14 protein-coding genes and 1 tRNA gene are annotated in these 18556 nt (G+C 38.1%); 10 read left to right on the top strand and 5 right to left on the bottom strand.

Annotated elements, in window-relative coordinates:
- Positions 1 to 66: 66 nt before the first annotated feature.
- The 5 genes from ABJG98_RS16925 to hflX form a co-directional block, all read right to left on the bottom strand.
- Positions 67 to 1425, bottom strand: coding sequence for a sigma-54 dependent transcriptional regulator (locus ABJG98_RS16925; RefSeq protein WP_348280730.1), 1359 nt, complete (start codon positions 1423 to 1425; stop codon positions 67 to 69).
- Positions 1422 to 3800, bottom strand: a complete 2379-nt coding sequence (locus tag ABJG98_RS16920) for an ATP-binding protein (RefSeq protein ID WP_348280729.1) — start codon at positions 3798 to 3800, stop codon at positions 1422 to 1424. The genes ABJG98_RS16925 and ABJG98_RS16920 overlap by 4 nt, the downstream gene beginning before the upstream one ends.
- A 76-nt stretch (positions 3801 to 3876) precedes the next feature.
- Positions 3877 to 4791 (bottom strand): DUF4382 domain-containing protein, encoded by a 915-nt coding sequence (locus ABJG98_RS16915; RefSeq protein WP_348280728.1) that lies wholly within the window; start codon positions 4789 to 4791, stop codon positions 3877 to 3879.
- A gap of 249 nt (positions 4792 to 5040) precedes the next feature.
- Positions 5041 to 5112, bottom strand: a tRNA-Arg gene (locus ABJG98_RS16910).
- 23 nt (positions 5113 to 5135) lie between these two features.
- Complete coding sequence (gene hflX, locus ABJG98_RS16905; protein WP_348280727.1) at positions 5136 to 6260, bottom strand: GTPase HflX; 1125 nt, start codon at positions 6258 to 6260, stop codon at positions 5136 to 5138.
- Positions 6261 to 6325: 65 nt separating this feature from the next.
- Here hflX and ABJG98_RS16900 point away from each other — a divergent pair, with 65 nt between their 5' ends.
- The 10 genes from ABJG98_RS16900 (at position 6326) to ABJG98_RS16855 (ending at position 18406) form a co-directional block, all read left to right on the top strand.
- Positions 6326 to 7429, top strand: a complete 1104-nt coding sequence (locus ABJG98_RS16900) for a glycosyltransferase family 4 protein (protein ID WP_348280726.1) — start codon at positions 6326 to 6328, stop codon at positions 7427 to 7429.
- Between the two features lie 114 nt (positions 7430 to 7543).
- Positions 7544 to 8227, top strand: coding sequence for a polysaccharide biosynthesis/export family protein (locus tag ABJG98_RS16895; RefSeq protein WP_348280725.1), 684 nt, complete (start codon positions 7544 to 7546; stop codon positions 8225 to 8227).
- Positions 8227 to 10599: a polysaccharide biosynthesis tyrosine autokinase gene (locus ABJG98_RS16890; RefSeq protein ID WP_348280724.1), complete on the top strand. Its 2373-nt coding sequence runs from the start codon at positions 8227 to 8229 to the stop codon at positions 10597 to 10599. Before ABJG98_RS16895 ends, ABJG98_RS16890 begins: the two co-directional genes overlap by 1 nt.
- A 1-nt stretch (position 10600) precedes the next feature.
- Positions 10601 to 11317 carry a CpsB/CapC family capsule biosynthesis tyrosine phosphatase gene (locus tag ABJG98_RS16885; protein WP_348280723.1) on the top strand — a complete coding sequence of 239 codons (717 nt, stop codon included), beginning with the start codon at positions 10601 to 10603 and terminating at the stop codon, positions 11315 to 11317.
- Positions 11318 to 11413: 96 nt separating this feature from the next.
- Positions 11414 to 12817, top strand: coding sequence for a tetratricopeptide repeat protein (locus tag ABJG98_RS16880; protein WP_348280722.1), 1404 nt, complete (start codon positions 11414 to 11416; stop codon positions 12815 to 12817).
- Positions 12818 to 12884: 67 nt separating this feature from the next.
- Positions 12885 to 13640, top strand: a complete 756-nt coding sequence (locus ABJG98_RS16875; protein WP_348280721.1) for a phosphosulfolactate synthase — start codon at positions 12885 to 12887, stop codon at positions 13638 to 13640.
- 42 nt (positions 13641 to 13682) lie between these two features.
- A complete protein-coding gene (locus tag ABJG98_RS16870; RefSeq protein ID WP_348280720.1) occupies positions 13683 to 14540 on the top strand; it encodes a DUF368 domain-containing protein in 858 nt (285 codons plus the stop codon).
- Between the two features lie 37 nt (positions 14541 to 14577).
- Positions 14578 to 15318 (top strand): shikimate dehydrogenase, encoded by a 741-nt coding sequence (gene aroE, locus ABJG98_RS16865; RefSeq protein WP_348280719.1) that lies wholly within the window; start codon positions 14578 to 14580, stop codon positions 15316 to 15318.
- A gap of 3 nt (positions 15319 to 15321) precedes the next feature.
- Entirely contained in the window at positions 15322 to 17343 is a 2022-nt protein-coding gene (uvrB, locus tag ABJG98_RS16860) for an excinuclease ABC subunit UvrB (RefSeq protein WP_348280718.1), read from the top strand.
- A 100-nt stretch (positions 17344 to 17443) separates the two neighbouring features.
- On the top strand, positions 17444 to 18406 hold the full coding sequence (locus tag ABJG98_RS16855; RefSeq protein ID WP_348280717.1) for a ketoacyl-ACP synthase III: 963 nt from the start codon (positions 17444 to 17446) through the stop codon (positions 18404 to 18406).
- Positions 18407 to 18556 lie beyond the last annotated feature (150 nt).

Genomic DNA, 18556 nt, shown 5'->3' with positions numbered 1-18556 from the left:
AATTGAAAATCAATTAGTTATAATTTATTAGGGGAATGATAATTTCTCATTATGAGAAATTATCTCTTACTGAGAGGATTCTTTTTCTTCTTTTAGAAGTCTATAAATGGTTGATTGACCGATTCCCAATTTTTCTGAAACGAGCTTGATATCGTCATTATATCTTTTCAAGTAGAGATGTATTATGCGCATTTGGTAATCTTTCATACTCATCTCTTCCGTGAGAACATCAGCTAAAACATCTTTCTGTGCAAAAGTGATATCATCAGGGCCAATTTCATTTTCATCGGCCATTACTATAGCCAATTCCACAATGGATTTCAATTCTCGAATATTCCCTGGGAAGGAATAATTCATGAGTTTTTGTAATGCCTCTTTAGTAAAAGTTTTTGCCTCCTGATCATTTTCTTTTGCAAACACTAAGGCAAAATGCTTAGCCAGAATAATTACGTCTTTGTCTCTTTCGCGAAGAGGTGGAAGTTCAATAGGAAGACCGAAAAGTCTGTAATAGAGGTCTTCTCTAAAATTGCCATTTTTTACTTCTTGTTGAAGATTCCTATGTGTTGCTGCTACTACTCTACAAGCTATTTTTATTGTAGAAGAGCCACCTACGCGTGTAATTTCTTTTTCTTGCAATGCTCTAAGAAGTTTGGCCTGCAGAGAAATGTCCATTTCTCCAATTTCATCCAGAAATAGCGTACCTCCATTGGCTTGTTCAAACTTCCCAATATGTTTTCCTGTTGCTCCTGTAAATGCTCCTTTCTCATGGCCGAATAACTCACTTTCCGCTAGATCTTTTGGAATTGCACTCATATTTACAGGAACAAATGGTTTTGTCTTTTGCTTCCCATTGTAGTGTATGGACTTGGCAACAACTTCTTTTCCGGTACCAGTTTCGCCATTTATCATTACTGTAATGTTGGTAGATATGGCTTTGTCTATTAGCTTAAATATGCGTTTTATGCTAGCGCTTTGGCCGATGATGTTGTTTTGAAAGTCATATTTCTTTTCTACCTCCTGTTGCAGGTTTTCTACGCGAGCTTCAAGTTCCTTGTTCTTACCCAGTTTATTTAAGACATGAATCAAACGATCCCTAATGTCATCAGTCTTGGTCAAGTAATCATAAGCTCCTTTCTTCAGCAGATTTATGGCGGTTTCTATATCCTGCTGCTCTGATATGATGATTACTTCAATTGAAGGATTGATTGTTTTTATCTTATCGAAAAGCTCTGAGCCGTTATAATCCGGGAGTCTGAAATCAAGGGTTACCAATTGTGGTTTATGTCTCAATTCTTTCAACATCGATTCACCATTTGAGAAAGCCTTGACGGAATGATCTGGATTTAAGCTCAGGGTGTGAACGAGTAGTTTTCGGTACCATTCATCGTCCTCTACAACAAAGATTTTAAAGGATTTCTCACTCATTGTATTCCGTTTTTCTGTAGATGTAATTCAAGTGATTCGACCAAATTTAGCGTTAAGAATTTGATGTTTTTATATGCTTCTTTAGGAATGGGTATTCCTGTTCGAGCACTACGTTCATGTTCCTTCAAAAGTGCGACCAAACTGTCCGCTTTTAGATGCCTGGCTGGTGCTATTATTTTATGAAGTACTTCGCCAACTTCATTCCAATTTTCATTCTCAACAAGTGCATCTAATTGCCTTAAGTTTTCTTTTGTACTTGAAATAAATGTTTCTACCATGTCTGTCACAAAATTATTATCGCCCATCTTTTTCAAACCTTCCAAACTGAATAATTGATTTATAGAGGTTTCATTTTGGGCGTCTTTTTCAGTGTTCATAAGTAGTAAAAGTTCATTTGTGTCAAAAGGTTTTCTTAATACATGCTGTATGCCTGAATTTTTTGCCATTTCCATATCCTGATCAGAGACAGTCGCAGTAAGGCCAATTATTGGTGTATTAGCATTGATTCCATTCTCATTTTTGATTTTTTCAGCAACTTCTGGTCCATCCATTTCGGGCATCCGGAAATCTAGAAGAACAATGTCGTATGCAGTTTTTGATAAATGCTCGTAGGCTTCTGCACCGTCTATAGCAACATCAAATGTTACATCGTGTTCCTTCAGTATAGCAATAAGAAGTTTACGATTAAATTCCTCATCATCTGCAATGAGGACATGCATCTGTTCAAGTCGATGCTCTCTCTCGAATTCGGAGACAGCTTCTGAGACGGCTACATCGGATAGTTGATAAGGGAGCTTTACTGAAAATATTGACCCTTTGCCTGGGGTGCTCTTCACTGCAATCGACCCTTTATGAATAGTTACCAATTTTTTAGTGATAGATAGTCCAAGGCCGGTTCCTTTTCTCTTGTCTTCTCTGTTTATTTGTTCGAATTCATTAAAAATATGCTTCTGTCTATTTTGTGGTATTCCGTGTCCTGTGTCCATTACTTCAAAGATTAATTGCACTCCACTTGAAGTCTTCTTGCCGAGTTTGGCAGTTAGGTAAACCCCACCTTTATCTGTAAACTTTATGCCGTTATGAATAAGATTAAGCAATATTTGACGGAGACGATATGGATCGCCAGAAATAACCTCAGGGAGATCGGGTGCTTCGAAATCCAGGTGTAAATTTTTTTCCTGTGCCTTATCAGCCAATAGTTTAATAGTGTCAGCGATAAGTTCGTATGGCTTAAAGGTTTTTTGCTCCAGCTTTATCTTGCCACTTTGGAGTTTGGAAAAGTCCAAGACATCATTAAGTATATGTGTTAGATGTTCAGTGGATTTATCAATTATTCTGAGGTATTCAACTTGCTCATTGTTCAACTTCCCTTTTAAAAGAATTTTGGCGAAACCACCAATTGCATTCATTGGCGTTCTTATTTCATGGCTCATGTTGGCCAGGAATTGCTCCTTTTCTTTAGCCAGCTTAAGTGCGTTTCTTCTGGATGAATCGAGTGCTTCCTGGTGCTTTTTTGTCCTTAGGATATAGATTATAAGTACAGATAAAGTGATCAGCAGTAAAATTGGTATCACTACACTAAACATTGAGATATACCTACTAGTACTTTCAGCAATGTTTTTAGCCGTAGATGCTCTATTCCTGATACGATCAAGTTCGTTTTTTTCCATCCGAACGAGTAGTGCTGAAATGTTGGCCTGAATGTCCTGATGATCTCGCTGAAGAGTATATTCCTTGAGTTTCTGACTATAGGCCTGTTGCTTGGATTGATTTGCAATTGAATCAAGCCGCGAATTGATAATGCCTTGATATTCCTCTGAAGCGTAAATATCTATGGTGTCTGAGGTAATTACTTCTTCTTTAGGGCCAAAGAGTTTTTGGATGAATCCTCTCTTCTTACGAAGGATTGTATCTTCTAATATTTGTTTAGTTTGAAGATTGTTCAGATTAAGTTTCAGGTTTGCAAATGTTTCCTCCATCGATTCATAGTCAAGATCCGAAACCTGACTAAGGACTGTCCCCTTGTTCAGGATAAGATTTTGTAGCGTATCCAAGCGAGCAATCATCTCTGGATTATTGTTCTGGTCTCTTAATGTATCTAGTGTCCTTATGGAAGATGCGATGAGATCTCTAAATTCATCGAGATTAGACTCTTCATTTGTATAGACGTATCGCTCCATAGCGTACTCTACATTTTGTAATTCTATTGCGATGTTATTTATCAGCAATAGATTGACATTTGGTGTTACTTCATCCTCAAGCGACCCAATAATTTGGTTAAGGTTTTTATAAGCAAAAAAACCCAGGAACGATGCACCAATGGTAAGGACCAAAAGTGATGTACCCAGAATGTAGGGAAATCGACTTCTTTTCAACGATTTTTTTTTGTGCAAAGTTGGAAGAGTTTGTGGTAACAAAAAAAGGGGCACCAAGCCCCTTTTTTGGATGGTATTATAAGTTAAGCACAATGTCTGCTGATACTGTTGTATTTGATGTCACATTAATTGTATTGAATAATGAACCATCAATCATTAGATCCGCATCTACTCTTCCTTCGAACTCAAGATCTTCATCAGCGTCTTGGTTTGAATACTTTGCAACAATTATTTCATACTCACCTTCTTCCATAAAAGCGAGAGTGTATGATCCATCTTCAGCAACAATTGCGGAGTTAATCGATCCTTCATACCTCGTACTACCTTCAGCTGGTTCATTTTCTTCTGAGGCTGAGAAGCTTCCTTTTTCATATGCATAAACTACAATTCTCTCTGATGCGTCTATTTGACCTTCTACTTCCCCTTTTATTTCACCAGTTGCGTCTGATACGACAAGACGTGCAGTTGGTCTTAATTTAAAATCACCGTTTCCTGTCACCACCAGTGCTTTTCTGAGATCTACATCTGCTACAATGTCGGTTGTAGAATTCGCCGCTACATCAAATACTCCATTGATTTTATAACCTGAAGTAGTTCCGCTTGGGATTTCAAGATCTTCTTTAGTGCCATCCTTCATTTCTATATATGCGTCAGAGGCTCCAGAAATGATAAATCTAATGTCAGAATATGTTCCTGCTTCAAGGTCTCCTTCACCAAGGAAATAGGTTTCACCATTCTGATATGCCATCAGGTTAAACTCTTTAGGCGTATCGAATGAAGCTACGGTGCGGGTTTCACCATTTGAAGTGGCTCTAACTTCACTTACTGATAGCATTACTTTGCTAACATTTTCTGCATCGACTGCCGCATCTGTAGCGGAAATTCGAGCTTTCCCATTAGAGCTCACATCTGAGTCTCCTTCACTGCATGCAAGTAAACCTGTTAATAATGCGATGCTTAAAAGTTTTGATGCTATACTTAGTTTTTTCATTACGAGTAAAATTTTAATTCAACATAAATTTTCACTCTTGGATGTGCCAAGGTTGTGCCACGACGATATTAAAACATGTATATATGTGATAATCAGTTAATTATTGAAATCGAAAGCCATATGAAAATTCTCAAAATGAGAAATTTCAAATTTTTCTGAGAATCACTCTTGGATTTTGATGACGATCAGTCTATCAGGCATGAAGTATATGCTTGATCTTTGTTTAGAATCAAAAAAAGCAGAAAATAGTGGCCTCTCCAGGACTCGAACCTGGATCTAGAGTTTAGGAAACTCCTATTCTATCCCTTGAACTAAGAGGCCAAAAAAAAGCTAATTTAAAAAACTTAGTACACCTCTGGATGCATATAATTAGGATAGATCTTCATATGAACTTTTTTTACTTCTTCCGAAAGAAGTTCTCTAAGTTCAGGAATCCCAATACCTGTTTTTGCACTGATCTGAATGGAATTGCCTTTTCCATTCTTAGGTGGAGCTTCTTCAATTTTGTCAATTTTGTTAAAAATTTTAATTGTTGTAATCTCAGCAGCACCTATTTCAGCTAAGGTTTCATCTACAACTCGAATGTGATCTTCATAAGATGGGTTAGAGGCGTCAACTACATGAAGTAAGATATCTGCCTCCATAACTTCTGCCAATGTTGACTTAAAAGATTCGATCAGTGAGTGTGGTAACTTACGAATGAACCCAACCGTATCTGAGAGAAGAAAGGGCAAATTATTCAATACAACTTTTCTGACGGTAGAATCTACTGTTGCAAATAATTCATCTTTAGCGTAGACTTTCTCCTTACTCAAAATTTTCATTAAAGTTGATTTACCAGCATTTGTATAACCTACCAATGCCACACGGACTATACCTCCTCTGGATTTTCTCTGAGTGTTGGATTGCTTTTCTATTTTCTCAAGCTTCTTTTTTAAGACATTGATTTGATCACGAATGATCCTTCTATCAGTCTCTATCTCTTTTTCTCCTGCGCCACCTCGTGTTCCGGTGCCCCCTCTTTGCCGCTCCAGGTGAGTCCACATTCTGGTCAATCTTGGTAAAAGATATTGAAACCGAGCAAGTTCTACCTGGGTTTTGGCTTGAGCTGTTTTTGCACGCTTTAAGAATATGTCTAATATCAATAAGCTTCTGTCATAGATTTTTACTTTTAGTTCCTTTTCCAGGTTTCGTAACTGAGAGGGTGAAAGGTCATCATCGAAAACCACAACATCCACTTTTTCTACTTTACAGAAAGTGTTTATTTCTTCAACTTTTCCTTTACCAACAAATGTTTTCGAATCTGGATGGTCCAATTTCTGAGTAAACTTCCCAATGACATCTATGCTGAGTGTTTGTGAAAGAAATTCTAACTCATCCATCATTTCCTCTAGACGTTCATCTGACTCTGACTTGTTGCCTAAAGCTACAAGTATTCCTCGTTCGTTCTTTTTCGCAGTTTCAATCATATTCTTCGCAAAGTTTGCGAATTAACAATAGCTTACAAAAGTTTGCTACTCAAAGAGTTTACAATGTGAAGATTGCTTTTGTTGCTAATACTTGTTGGAATATCTACAATTTTCGGAAAGGTCTTGTTCACCACTTTCTTACAAATGGTGATGATGTATTAGTTCTTGCTCCAGAGGACGAGTATTCAAGGAAGATTTGTGATTGGGGAGTTCGATGGATTGATACTCCGTTGCAAGGAACTGGAGCTAACCCATTTAGCGATTTAAATTATCTCAGGAAACTTAGTAAAATCTTCAGTTCTGAAAAACCAGAAGTAATACTTGCTTATACCATAAAAGCTAATATCTATTCATCCTTGGCAGGAAAATTCCATCATGTGCCTGTAATATGCAATGTCAGCGGTTTAGGTACTGTATTTCTTGTCGAGGGGGTGAAGGGAAAAATAGCTCTATTGCTTTATAAGCTAGCATTTCGATTTAGTAAGCATATTTTTTTTCAAAATGAGGACGATAAAAAGCTATTTACATCAATTGTAAAAGTAGAAAATGCCAACACAGGAATTCTTCCTGGATCTGGAATTGATTTAGAGCTATATAAACCTGTACCTTTTGAGGAAAAGGCGACGACCAGTTTCGTAATGATATCAAGAGTTATTATTGAGAAAGGAGTGCGTGAATATGCGGAGGCCGCATCATTTTTTAAATCTGATAAAAATGTGACTTTTACTCTCATTGGAAAATTCGATGAGGAACATTCCAGGTCAATTGATAAAAGAGAACTAAATCGCTGGATCGAATCTGGATGGATTAAATACCTGGATCATACCGATGATATAATTCAGGTTATCAATAAGCATGATGCAGTTGTCTTGCCATCTTATAGAGAAGGCATGTCAAGGACTTTATTGGAAGGGGCTGCCTTGGGTAGGCCACTTATCGCTACAAATGTGCCCGGATGTCGTGAGGTAGTAAAGGATGGATATAATGGGTTTTTATGCGATGTAAAAAGTGCCAACAGTCTCTTAGGTAAGCTAAAGTTGTTTCTTTCATTGAGTAAACAAGAAAGAAAAGAACTTGCAGTTAACTCGCGTACATTGGTTGAGAAGACCTATGATGAAAGAATTGTAATTAACATGTACGATGATGTTATACGTCGAATCATCCATTGATCCCAAATTATTTCGTCTATTTTTACGACATATAAACACTTATCTGTGAACCGTTTAGTATTAATTGTTTTAATCGCTGTTTTAAGTAGTTGTAAAGCCTACAAACAGGACATCATGTTTAAGCTTGATGATAAATTTACTGAAGAAGATTTGTCAAAGGTCACTGAAGCCGTGGAAAGTAATTACTCACTTAGGCCAAATGATGCCTTACTCTTGGATGTTTTTACTAATAACGGAGAACGCTTGGTTGACCCAAATCTTGAAATGGTAAGTAATCCAGGTCAGCAGCAGCAGCTCTTTAAAGACAACTTCCAATACATTATTCAATCAGATGGGATGGTCACATTTCCGATGATCGGTGACATGAAACTTGCTGAAATGACTTTGTTTGAAGCAGAAAAAGCGATCGCAAAAAAGTTTGATCAGATTTATAAAGGATCATTCATAAAACTAAGAATTACCAATAGACGCGTCTTTGTTTTGGGTGCTCCTGGTGGAAAAGTAGTTCCGCTTCCAAATGAAAAGACCAGTCTAATAGAGGTGTTGGCATCTTCAGAAGGACTTGATCTAGGAGCTAAAGCACAAAATATTAAAGTTATTCGTGGAGAAAGTGTTTATAGAATCAATCTCAGTACTATCAGTGGTATGAAAGAAACGAATATGTCAGTTGAGCCAGGAGACGTTATTTATGTCGAACCTTGGAGGAGACCGTGGTTAGAAACACTTCGTGATATATCGCCAGCATTAAGTATTGTATCAAGTGTACTTACGCTAATTGTAGTAGTTCAGAATTTGTAATGGAAGAAAACTTACCACCACAACAAAATACGGAAAGTGAAAAAGATTTCTTAGAGTCCTTTGATGTCGAACGATTTTGGTACGTCCTCAAAAGAAGCAAATTCTGGTTGTTTGGATTTGTCATATTATTAACGACCCTATCGTATGTATATGTTAGATATACAAAGCCTGTTTACAACTCTGAATCAATCATAAAGCTAGAGTTTGAAAGTGAAGCCAACGTTTTAGGGCTTGTAGAAGTAGTAAACACTCAAGAGCGTAATGAAATTTCAGGAGAAATTGAACTCATAAAATCCAAACTATTTTTATCCAAAGTAGCTGATGCAGCAAAAATGGATGTGTCATATCATGTTTATGGACGGTATTTGACAGATGAGCGCTACCTTAACTCTCCCTTTATTGTTTCATATAAAGTACTTAATAGTATCTACTATGATGTCCCATTTGATGTGGAATTCGGAGCGGAGGATTCATTTATACTTTCCTATAATAAAGATGGAAATGAGGTGAGAAAGACCTTCAACTTTGGAGAGGAAATAAAAACAGAAGATTTCAATCTGCTTGTAGAGAGGACAACGAATTATTCTCCAGAAGATGAGAATAAATATTTTTTCATTATCAGTAGCCGAGATGCCTTGATAAATGAAATTCAAACCAATTTGGAAGTTGTCCCGGAAAATTTCAATGCAAAAACAATAAAGATCTCATATTTAGATTTTAACAAGTATAAGGCACGTGACTTGGTAAACCTTATAGACTCACTTTACCTCGACTACACACGTGAAGTAAAAAATGTAGCCATAGAGCAAAAGATTAAGTTTTTGGATAATCAGATTCTGAACACGGAAGAAAAATTATCTGAATATGAAGACTATTTTGAGGATTTCACGATAGAAAATAGAACTACAAATCTAAGTGAGGATTTGAATCGCACCATTGAGCAATTAGCAATACTGGATTCGCAACGATACAGTATTAAGAAGAATATCAGTGATCTTGAATTAATTCAAAAGAAAGCGAGCAAAAAGGGAGCAATCGCCATCAATCCACTGTTACTTGAACAACTTCCTAAAGCCTTAAGTGAGTCAATTACAGAATATTCAAAACTTCAGCAGCAGCGCGAATTGAAATTGGTTTCCTACAATGAAACCTCTTACATCATTGAACAATTAGATAACCAGCTTGATAAATCCAAAACATTACTGATTGATTTACTTCAATCATACGAAGCAACGCTCGACGGACAACTGTCGCAAGTAGATAGGAGAAGAAGTATTCTTGAAAACAACCTCTCTCAAATGCCATCCATGGGTACAGAGTATGGCAAAAACAGACGGCTTTATGGATTGCAAGAGGAATTTATGCTTTCACTTCAGACCTCTAAGATGGAATTAGAGATAACCAGAGCCGGAACAGTTACAAAAAATGTAATCCTATCTCCTGCATCATTGCCGAAAAACGCAATTAAGCCACAAAAAGCGTTAATAATGGGAGCTGGTTTTATGGTCGGAATGATTATGAGTATTGCCTTCCTTCTCATAAGATATTTGGCCCATAACAAGATTGCAGGAGTTAGAGAATTGGAAAAACTTGCGACTGTACCCGTACTGGGAGCAATTCCACAGTATAAAAAAGAACCATTGAATCAGACATCTCTGGTGGTTAAAAAAGATTCTAAAAGCTCTTTGAGCGAGGCTTTACGAACCATACGAACCAATATGGATTTTATAAGCTCAAATTCAGATTCTACCATAAGCGTTACATCTACTATTTCTGGAGAGGGAAAAACATTTGTAGCCTCTAATCTTGGTGCCATTATGGCGATGACCGGTCAAAAGGTCTGTGTAGTAGATATAGACATGCGTAAGCCAAAAGTCCACCTGGCATTTGGAGGTGTAAGTAGTACAAATGGAGTAAGCACGATTCTTTCCGGCAAAAGCACCGTTAAGGATAGTATTCAAAAAACTCCTATAGATGGGTTGAACTTTGTAGCAGCCGGACCAACTCCTCCAAATCCATCTGAGCTATTACTGCAAAGTTCCTTTAAGGAAATGCTGGACGACTTGAATAAGAAATTTGACATTGTCATACTAGACACGCCACCGGTCGGATTGGTGACAGATGGAAGACTGGTAATGAAGTATTGTGATATACAGCTTTACATTGTTCGGGCAGACTATTCTAAGAGAAGCTTTATCAAGGTTTTGAATGATCTAAAAACAACGGGTCAATTTTCAAACCTCACCACTATTTTGAACTCCATAGATTCCACTCCAGGTTATGGATATGGATATGGATATGGATATGGATATTATACGGATGATGAATCCAAGGTGCATAAAGTGACTTCATCGATTAAGAACCTTTTCTGAGATGAGCTTTTTTAGTAGGAAGATCACTACACTGGATGTAGACATTCATTCACATCTTATTCCCAATATTGATGACGGCTCTCAATCAATGAAGCAAAGCATTGAGATGATTGAGGAATTGATGGTGCTAGGATTCAGGAAAATCATAACAACCCCTCACATTCATCCAAATTATCCAAACAGGCCTGAAGTAATTTTAGCTGGATTGGAAGGTTTGCAAAAAGAAATAGCGAAAAATAACTTTGAAATCGAAATCGAAGCAGCTGCCGAATACTTTGTGGATGAAGGGTTCCATCAACAAGTAAAAAGCAAACGACTTATCCTTTCATTTGGAGGTAAACATGTTCTTGTCGAATCATCGTTTTTAAATAAGCCTGTGTTCTTCGAGTCAGTCATGTTTGACCTTCAGTCAGCAGGATATATTCCTGTATTGGCTCATCCCGAACGATATAATTTCTTAGAAGGCAGTATTGAGTGGCTTGAGGAACTTAAAAGTATGGGTGTGATGTTGCAAGTGACATTGGGATCAATTGGAGGATACTATGGAAATAAACCAGAGCAAATTGGAAAGCTTCTCTTAAAGAATGAAATGGTTGATTTCTTAGGGTCAGACCTTCATCGAGACACACATTTAACTTTTCTAGAAAAAGGATTAAAATCCAAAGAAGTACAAAAGAGTTTGAATGGAGATAAGATAAAAAATCATCAATTTTTATGAGGGTGTGGAAAACTTTTTAGCTCCTATCCCAAAGGATTTAAATACATTTTCACCTAAATTCCTTTTAGCAATTACCGCCCAAATTAATCTTTCACGATGGCAGAAGAACATAAACGTAAGGAAGAGAGAGAGTTGATTCGAAAGTTTGAAGCATTCCTTAAAAACAGGGAGAATCATTTTTTTGATGAGGAAGCAATGATTCAAATCATATGCTATTATAGCGTTCATGACAAATTGAATCAAGCATTAAAAGCGGCCAATATTGCTTTGGGCCAATTTCCTTATTCCATTGATGTGACGATTGAAAAATCAGATGTGCTGGTGAAGATGGAAAAGTCAGATGAGGCCATAGATCTACTTGATGAGACTTTAAATATTCAACCCAATGATCCAGAACTACTTCTTCAAAAAGGAGCTATTCATTGTCTCCTATCAGAATTTGAAGAAGCTATTGAAGCCTACGCAAATGCATTGATGAATGTAGAGGAGAAAGATGAAGTGTATTTCAGCATGGGCATGGCATATCAAGGCATGGCGAAATACAAAGAAGCAGCAGAGCAATACAAGCTTGCGATTGAGATTAATATGCTTAATGAAAATGCATTATATGAACTGGCTTATTGTTTAGATGTCTCAGGAGAACTTGAAAGTAGTCTTTCATATTATCAGAAATTTATTGACCAGGATCCATATTCAGAATACGCTTGGTATAATCTAGGTATAGTTTACAACAAACTTTCACGGTTTGATGAAGCTATTGATGCCTATGAATATGCAACTGCGATTGACGAAGAATTTAGTAGTGCCTGGTTTAATATGGGTAATGCACTTATGAATCTTGGAAAATATGATCAAGCGCTTGCAGCTTATCTAAAAACGTATGATCAAGAAGGGGCTTCCCCAGAGACCTATTGTCATATAGGAGCTGCGTACGAAAAGCTTCTGCAGCATGAGTTGGCAATTAAATACTATCAGAAAGCAACCAAACTAGATCAACTATATCATGAAGCTTGGTATGGAGTAGGTGTTTGCTTAGCACTTCAGGAAAAGTGGTACGAAGCAATTCATTTTTTAAATAAAGCACTGAAAATTGATGCTGAAAATGTCCTCTACTGGAAAGCAGTAGCAGATGCCGAATATAAAACAGGAAATCTAGTATCTTCAATAGAAGCCTACAGAGAAGCCAGTGAGATGGATTCAGAAGATGCAAAAGTTTGGCTGGATTGGTCAATGGTTTACTATGAGCAAGGTAACTACGAGGAAGCAATTGCAGTTTTGGAGCGAGGATTAGATGAATGTCCAGATAATGCAGAAATGTATTATCGTGGTGTCGTTTACTTAATTGGATCGGGGAGCTATAAAAATGCAATCAATCGACTAGAGACAGCTCTTATACTTGATTTTGACGCTCATGAAGTGCTTTTTGATTTCTTTCCTAACCTACCTACTCAGAAGGCTTTGTATAGAATTATCGATCAGTTTCGTCAGGATAAAAAATAATCTTTGACGGTCTAAGGATAATTTGTGATTTTTGAGGCTTGTTTTTTCAGAGCGACAAAAATCCTAAATGAATTATCATCTAAACAACCTACCCGAACGAACGAATAAGCCAAGGACAGAAGGCTATACCATGGTCATGGACAAAGGACTCAGCTTGCGGGAAGTTGAAGACCTGATTGAATCAAGTGAAGCGTATATCGATATTGTAAAATTCGGTTGGGCTACATCCTTTGTTTATCCAAAGTTGAAAGAAAAAATAGCCTTGTATAAAGAAGCAGGAATACCTACCTACTTTGGTGGAACCCTATTTGAAGCATTTATTGTCAGAGAACAATTTGAAGATTATCGAAAAGTGCTTGACAAGTATGGAATGGAATATGCTGAGGTTTCTGATGGCTCATTAGTAATGGATCATGACACAAAATGCGAATACATTAGGACGTTGGCAGAGCAGGTAACTGTTTTGAGCGAAGTTGGTTCGAAAGATGCTGCAAAGATTATTCCTCCTTATAAGTGGATCGAGCAAATGAGCACTGAGTTGGAAGCAGGCGCATGGAAAGTAATCGGCGAGGCAAGAGAAAGTGGAAATGTTGGTCTTTTTAGAGATTCTGGAGAAGTAAGGCAAGGACTGGTAGAGGAGATTTTAACTCAGATTCCCACAGAAAAGATCTTATGGGAAGCACCACAAAAGGCCCAACAAGTGTGGTTTATTAAGCTTTGCGGATCTAACGTAAACCTTGGAAATATTGCTCCAAATGAAGTAATACCTTTAGAAACTATTAGGTTGGGACTAAGAGGAGATACATTTAGCCACTTTTTGTAGATCTAAATGATCAATTTCAAACTTTTCCTGAAAGGACTGGCTATGGGAGCTGCTAATGTAATCCCTGGCGTTTCTGGAGGAACAGTTGCTTTTATCACAGGAATATACGAGCGCCTGATCAACGCCTTAAAAAATATTGATCTTGCAGCTTTAAAGTTCTTCTTTAGCGGCCGATTCCGTGAATTTGCTAAAAAAGTAGATTTCTATTTTTTGGTTGTCCTCTTTCTCGGAGTTTTTGTAAGTATTTTAAGCTTAGCAAAACTTTTAGAGATTGCATTTGATCAATATGAAACGCTCACACTATCTTTTTTCTTTGGTTTGATAGTCGCATCGGTGTTGGCAGTTTCTCGTCAAATAAGTCAAATCTCCCTGGCTGTAATAATTTCATTCATCGTAGGTTCAGCAATTGCGATAGGAATAGCATTCTTGCCACCAGCACAACCCAATGAGTCATTTGTTTACTTAATATTATGCGGCGTTGCAGCTGTTTGTAGTATGATCCTTCCTGGTTTATCAGGGTCCTATATTTTATTATTAATGGGCAACTATTTACTTGTTTTAAAGGCGATTTCTAGCTTAGAAATAAGAATCATTGCTCCCATTGCCATAGGATGTGTGCTGGGGTTGGTAGTCTTATCCCGGCTTTTATCTTTTCTATTTAGCAAATTTAAAGATGTAACCGTTGCGATTCTTAGTGGATTTGTAGCCGGATCATTATTAATTATTTGGCCATGGAAAGCGACATTGATAGAAGTGTTTGGTGGAGTGGAAAAAGCTGTCGGATATAAATGGAAATTACCTGAACTAAATATAGAATTTCTCTATTCATTGATCTTCATTATTATCGGTTTTTTGTTAGTCATTTGGATGGAACGAAAATCATCAACTTCCGAAAAGTAGTAGGCTGGGTTAAGTACTTGATATAACTTTAATCAATATGACGCGCTTTGGATTAATCGGTTATCCTGTAGGACACAGCTACTCTCAGAATTTCTTCACCAAGAAATTCAAAAAGCTTAAACTCAAGGATCATGTTTATGATTTGTTTGAAATGGAATTCTTGAATGAATTTCCAGCTCTTTGGCTGAAGCACTCAGACCTTCATGGCTTAAATGTGACAGTTCCGCATAAAGAAAAAGTGGTAAAGTATCTAGATAAGCAAGATGCAAGTGCCATCAAGGTGGGAGCTGCGAATGTTATCTACAAAACGGGAGGTCAGCTTATTGGATATAATACAGACTACATGGCCTTCCGAGAATCACTTAAAGCATGGATTGGTGATGGTTTCAAAGGAGAAGCTTTAATCCTAGGGTCTGGAGGAGCATCTAAGGCCGTACAAGCAGGCCTTACTGACTTAGACATCCCTTACAACCAAGTGAGCAGAACAAACAAAGGTGGTGATTATACGTACGATCAAATCAAAGCCAACCCGGAGATCATTACTCGATTCAAACTTATTGTTAACACTACGCCACTTGGTATGTATCCTAATAATGAGTCAATTCCCGATTTACCGTATAATCAAATAAAAAAGGGAACATATTTTTATGATTTGATATATAATCCAGAAGAAACGGCATTCATGAAAGAGGGGAAGAAGTACGGAGCAGAAATAAAAAATGGCCTGGAGATGTTGGAGCTGCAAGCAGAAAGATCCTGGGATATTTGGAATAGCTAGTCAATGGATTTTAAACTCGTTTCAGAATACAGCCCAACAGGCGATCAGCCAGAAGCCATCCGACAAATTGTAGAAGGGATCAATAGTGGCGAAGCTGCTCAAACACTTCTTGGAGTGACGGGTTCGGGAAAGACCTTCACCATGGCTAATGCGGTAGAACAGGTTCAAAAGCCAACACTTGTCTTAAGCCACAACAAAACACTAGCTGCGCAGCTTTACGGCGAGTTTAAACGCTTTTTTCCTGAGAATGCTGTTGAGTATTTCATTTCATATTACGATTACTATCAGCCAGAAGCCTATATACCTACCAGCAATGTGTACATAGAAAAAGATCTTTCAATAAACGATGAAATCGAAAAATTAAGATTGAGTGCGTCATCAGCTTTGCTTTCGGGTAGAAGAGACGTAATTGTTGTAGCTTCTGTCTCGTGCATCTATGGAATAGGCAACCCTGAAGAGTTTGGCAAAAATGTCATTAAGGTCCAGGAAGGAGATGTAGTTTCAAGGAATAAGTTTCTTTTTAACCTGGTCGATATTCTCTACAGCAGGACGGAAGCTGAATTTAAACGAGGCACCTTTCGTGTAAAGGGAGATACGGTCGATGTTTTTGTAGCATATGCCGATTTTGCCTATCGTTTTATTTTCTGGGGCGATGAGATTGAATCGATCCAGCGCATTGATCCGATAACAGGGGAGAAACAATCTGACGAGCGTATTATCTCAATTTTTCCAGCAAACCTATTCGTGACAGACAAGGATCAACTGCAAGTTGCAATCAAGGAAATTCAAGATGATATGGTGGAGCAGGTTCAGTTTTTTGAAGATGAGAGAAGGTTTTTAGAAGCCAAAAGATTGAAAGAACGAACCGAATTCGATATCGAAATGATCCGTGAGATCGGATATTGCTCAGGTGTGGAAAACTATTCCAGGTATTTCGATCGTCGATCTCCCGGAAGCAGACCATTCTGTCTTCTCGACTATTTTCCAGATGATTTCCTGATGATTATTGACGAGAGTCACGTGACAGTCCCGCAGGTCAGAGGCATGTGGGGAGGAGATCGAGCTCGAAAAGTGAATCTGGTAGATTACGGTTTCAGGCTGCCATCTGCTATGGATAATCGTCCATTAACTTTCAATGAGTTTGAGGATATGCTAAATCAGGTAGTGTTTGTGAGTGCAACACCGAGTGATTATGAGTTGAGAAAATCTGAGGGCGTGATTATAGAGCAATTAATCCGGCCAACCGGACTGCTCGATCCTGTGATAGATGTGCGTCCAAGTCAAAATCAAGTCGATGATTTGATGGAGGAAATTCAGCAGCGTATTGAAATGGAAGACCGAATATTGGTGACAACATTGACCAAGCGAATGGCAGAAGAACTCACCAAGTATTTGCTCAATGCCGGAGTAAAGACCAGATATATCCATTCGGAGGTTGATACGCTTGATCGTGTTGAAATTTTAAGGGAACTAAGACTGGGAGTCTTTGACGTATTGGTTGGAGTGAATCTACTCAGAGAGGGACTTGATCTGCCCGAAGTATCATTGGTTGCTATTTTAGATGCAGATAAAGAAGGATTTCTTAGAAACGAACGTTCTTTGGTCCAGACCATTGGTAGAGCTGCTCGAAATGATCATGGTAAAGTAATTATGTATGCCGATAAGGTTACAGGATCAATGAAACTCGCAATTGATGAAACCAACCGCAGAAGAGGTATTCAAATGGAATACAATGAAAAACATGGGATTACACCCGTTTCCTTGAAAAAGAATAGGGAAGAAATCCTGCGTCAGACAGGTGTCGCGGACAAGAAAAAAGGAGCGAAAAAATACTACATCGAGGAGGAACAATCCTTGGCGGCAGATCCTGTGGTTTCGTATATGTCTAATGAGCAACTGGCCAAACTAGCGAATGAAACCAGAAGAAAAATGGAAAAAGCAGCTAAAGACCTGGACTTCATGGAAGCGGCCAGATTGAGAGACGAGCTACAGGAAGTAGAAAAAATGCTGAAAGAAAATAAGTAGCTTCTTTGGATTTACCAATATCCTCATTCAACTTGCTTTTGAAATAGACAATCATCCCAAAAGATTAATCTTTTTCAATAAAATCCCCCCAAATCTTATTATGTCAAAAATTACCGCATTTGGTACTTATGTACCCGAAAAGATCGTCGACAACCATTACTTCGAGGAGTTTATAGATACGAATGACGAGTGGGTTATTTCCCGAACCGGAATTAAAACCAGGCGATTTGCAAAAGATGGCGAGTTTGCAAGTGACCTCTCAGTAAAAGCAGTTGAGAACTTGGTTGCAAATAGTGGCGCAGATATTTCTGATGTTGACTTTATTGTGGTCTGCACCACATCACCAGATCAATTGATGCCAAATACAGCATCACGTGTTCAATATAAGTTAGGTATAGAAAATGCAGGATGCAATGACATCTATGCTGCTTGCGCTGGCTTTGTATATGGGCTTCAGATGGCGCATGGCTTTGTAAACGCGGGAGTTTATAAAAAAGTGTTGGTGATTGGTAGCGAGACCTTAAGTAAAATTATGGACATGGAAGATCGTACTTCCTGCATTTTGTTTGGTGATGCAGCTGGGGCAGCGTTAGTGGAACCTAGCGAAGAAGAACACTTTCTTGCGTTTAATTCAGGCACAAGTGGTGATTTAGGTCATGATTTATACTTAAGCCACAAGAAGAATAGCATCAATGGAGTGGGGATCAACCCACATGGAAAAATTGTGCAGAATGGGCGGTCAGTATTTAAATGGGCAGTGGGAAACATTCCAATCAAGATCCAAGAGCTTGTTGGTAAAGCAGGCATGACATTGGACGATCTGGATTACATCGTACCACATAGTGCAAATCTCCGCATTATTGAGGCAATTGCTAAAAATTTGGACTTCCCAATGACGAAAATCCCAGAAAGTGTAACGGAGTTTGGGAACACGTCTTCTGCCTCTATTCCATTAGCAATTGCTAAGTCTGAAGCTAACGGTGGTATCAAAAAAGGCGATACACTATTATTGATTGGGTTTGGCGGAGGGCTAACTTTTGCAGGTGCAATTGTAAAGTGGTGAAAAATGTCGTTTGCACGATAGCTGTTTTTTTAAAATTTGCTTTGGTGAACCACTATATGTATTACATTTGTGATACTACTAGGCGGTAGTAAGTTTTTTCCCGATGCTAGTCGGGATTGGTGGTGAACAGAGCGGGCTACATTGTCCGCT

It is taken from the genome of Ekhidna sp. (assembly GCF_039960695.1).
Classification (GTDB): Bacteria; Bacteroidota; Bacteroidia; order Cytophagales; family Cyclobacteriaceae; genus Ekhidna.
Note: the sequence above shows the minus strand (reverse complement) of the source record. Positions and strands in the feature narration are given on the sequence as shown.

What these genes read in the sequence shown, in the direction of transcription:
- ABJG98_RS16925 (WP_348280730.1), bottom strand. Translation starts at nt 1,425, where the DNA reads ATGAGTGAGAAATCCTTTAAAATCTTTGTTGTAGAGGACGATGAATGG.
- ABJG98_RS16915 (WP_348280728.1), bottom strand. Translation starts at nt 4,791, where the DNA reads ATGAAAAAACTAAGTATAGCATCAAAACTTTTAAGCATCGCATTATTA.
- hflX (WP_348280727.1), bottom strand. Translation starts at nt 6,260, where the DNA reads ATGATTGAAACTGCGAAAAAGAACGAACGAGGAATACTTGTAGCTTTA.
- ABJG98_RS16895 (WP_348280725.1), top strand. Translation starts at nt 7,544, where the DNA reads ATGTTTAAGCTTGATGATAAATTTACTGAAGAAGATTTGTCAAAGGTC.
- ABJG98_RS16890 (WP_348280724.1), top strand. Translation starts at nt 8,227, where the DNA reads ATGGAAGAAAACTTACCACCACAACAAAATACGGAAAGTGAAAAAGAT.
- ABJG98_RS16885 (WP_348280723.1), top strand. Translation starts at nt 10,601, where the DNA reads ATGAGCTTTTTTAGTAGGAAGATCACTACACTGGATGTAGACATTCAT.
- ABJG98_RS16880 (WP_348280722.1), top strand. Translation starts at nt 11,414, where the DNA reads ATGGCAGAAGAACATAAACGTAAGGAAGAGAGAGAGTTGATTCGAAAG.
- ABJG98_RS16875 (WP_348280721.1), top strand. Translation starts at nt 12,885, where the DNA reads ATGAATTATCATCTAAACAACCTACCCGAACGAACGAATAAGCCAAGG.
- ABJG98_RS16870 (WP_348280720.1), top strand. Translation starts at nt 13,683, where the DNA reads ATGGGAGCTGCTAATGTAATCCCTGGCGTTTCTGGAGGAACAGTTGCT.
- aroE (WP_348280719.1), top strand. Translation starts at nt 14,578, where the DNA reads ATGACGCGCTTTGGATTAATCGGTTATCCTGTAGGACACAGCTACTCT.
- uvrB (WP_348280718.1), top strand. Translation starts at nt 15,322, where the DNA reads ATGGATTTTAAACTCGTTTCAGAATACAGCCCAACAGGCGATCAGCCA.
- ABJG98_RS16855 (WP_348280717.1), top strand. Translation starts at nt 17,444, where the DNA reads ATGTCAAAAATTACCGCATTTGGTACTTATGTACCCGAAAAGATCGTC.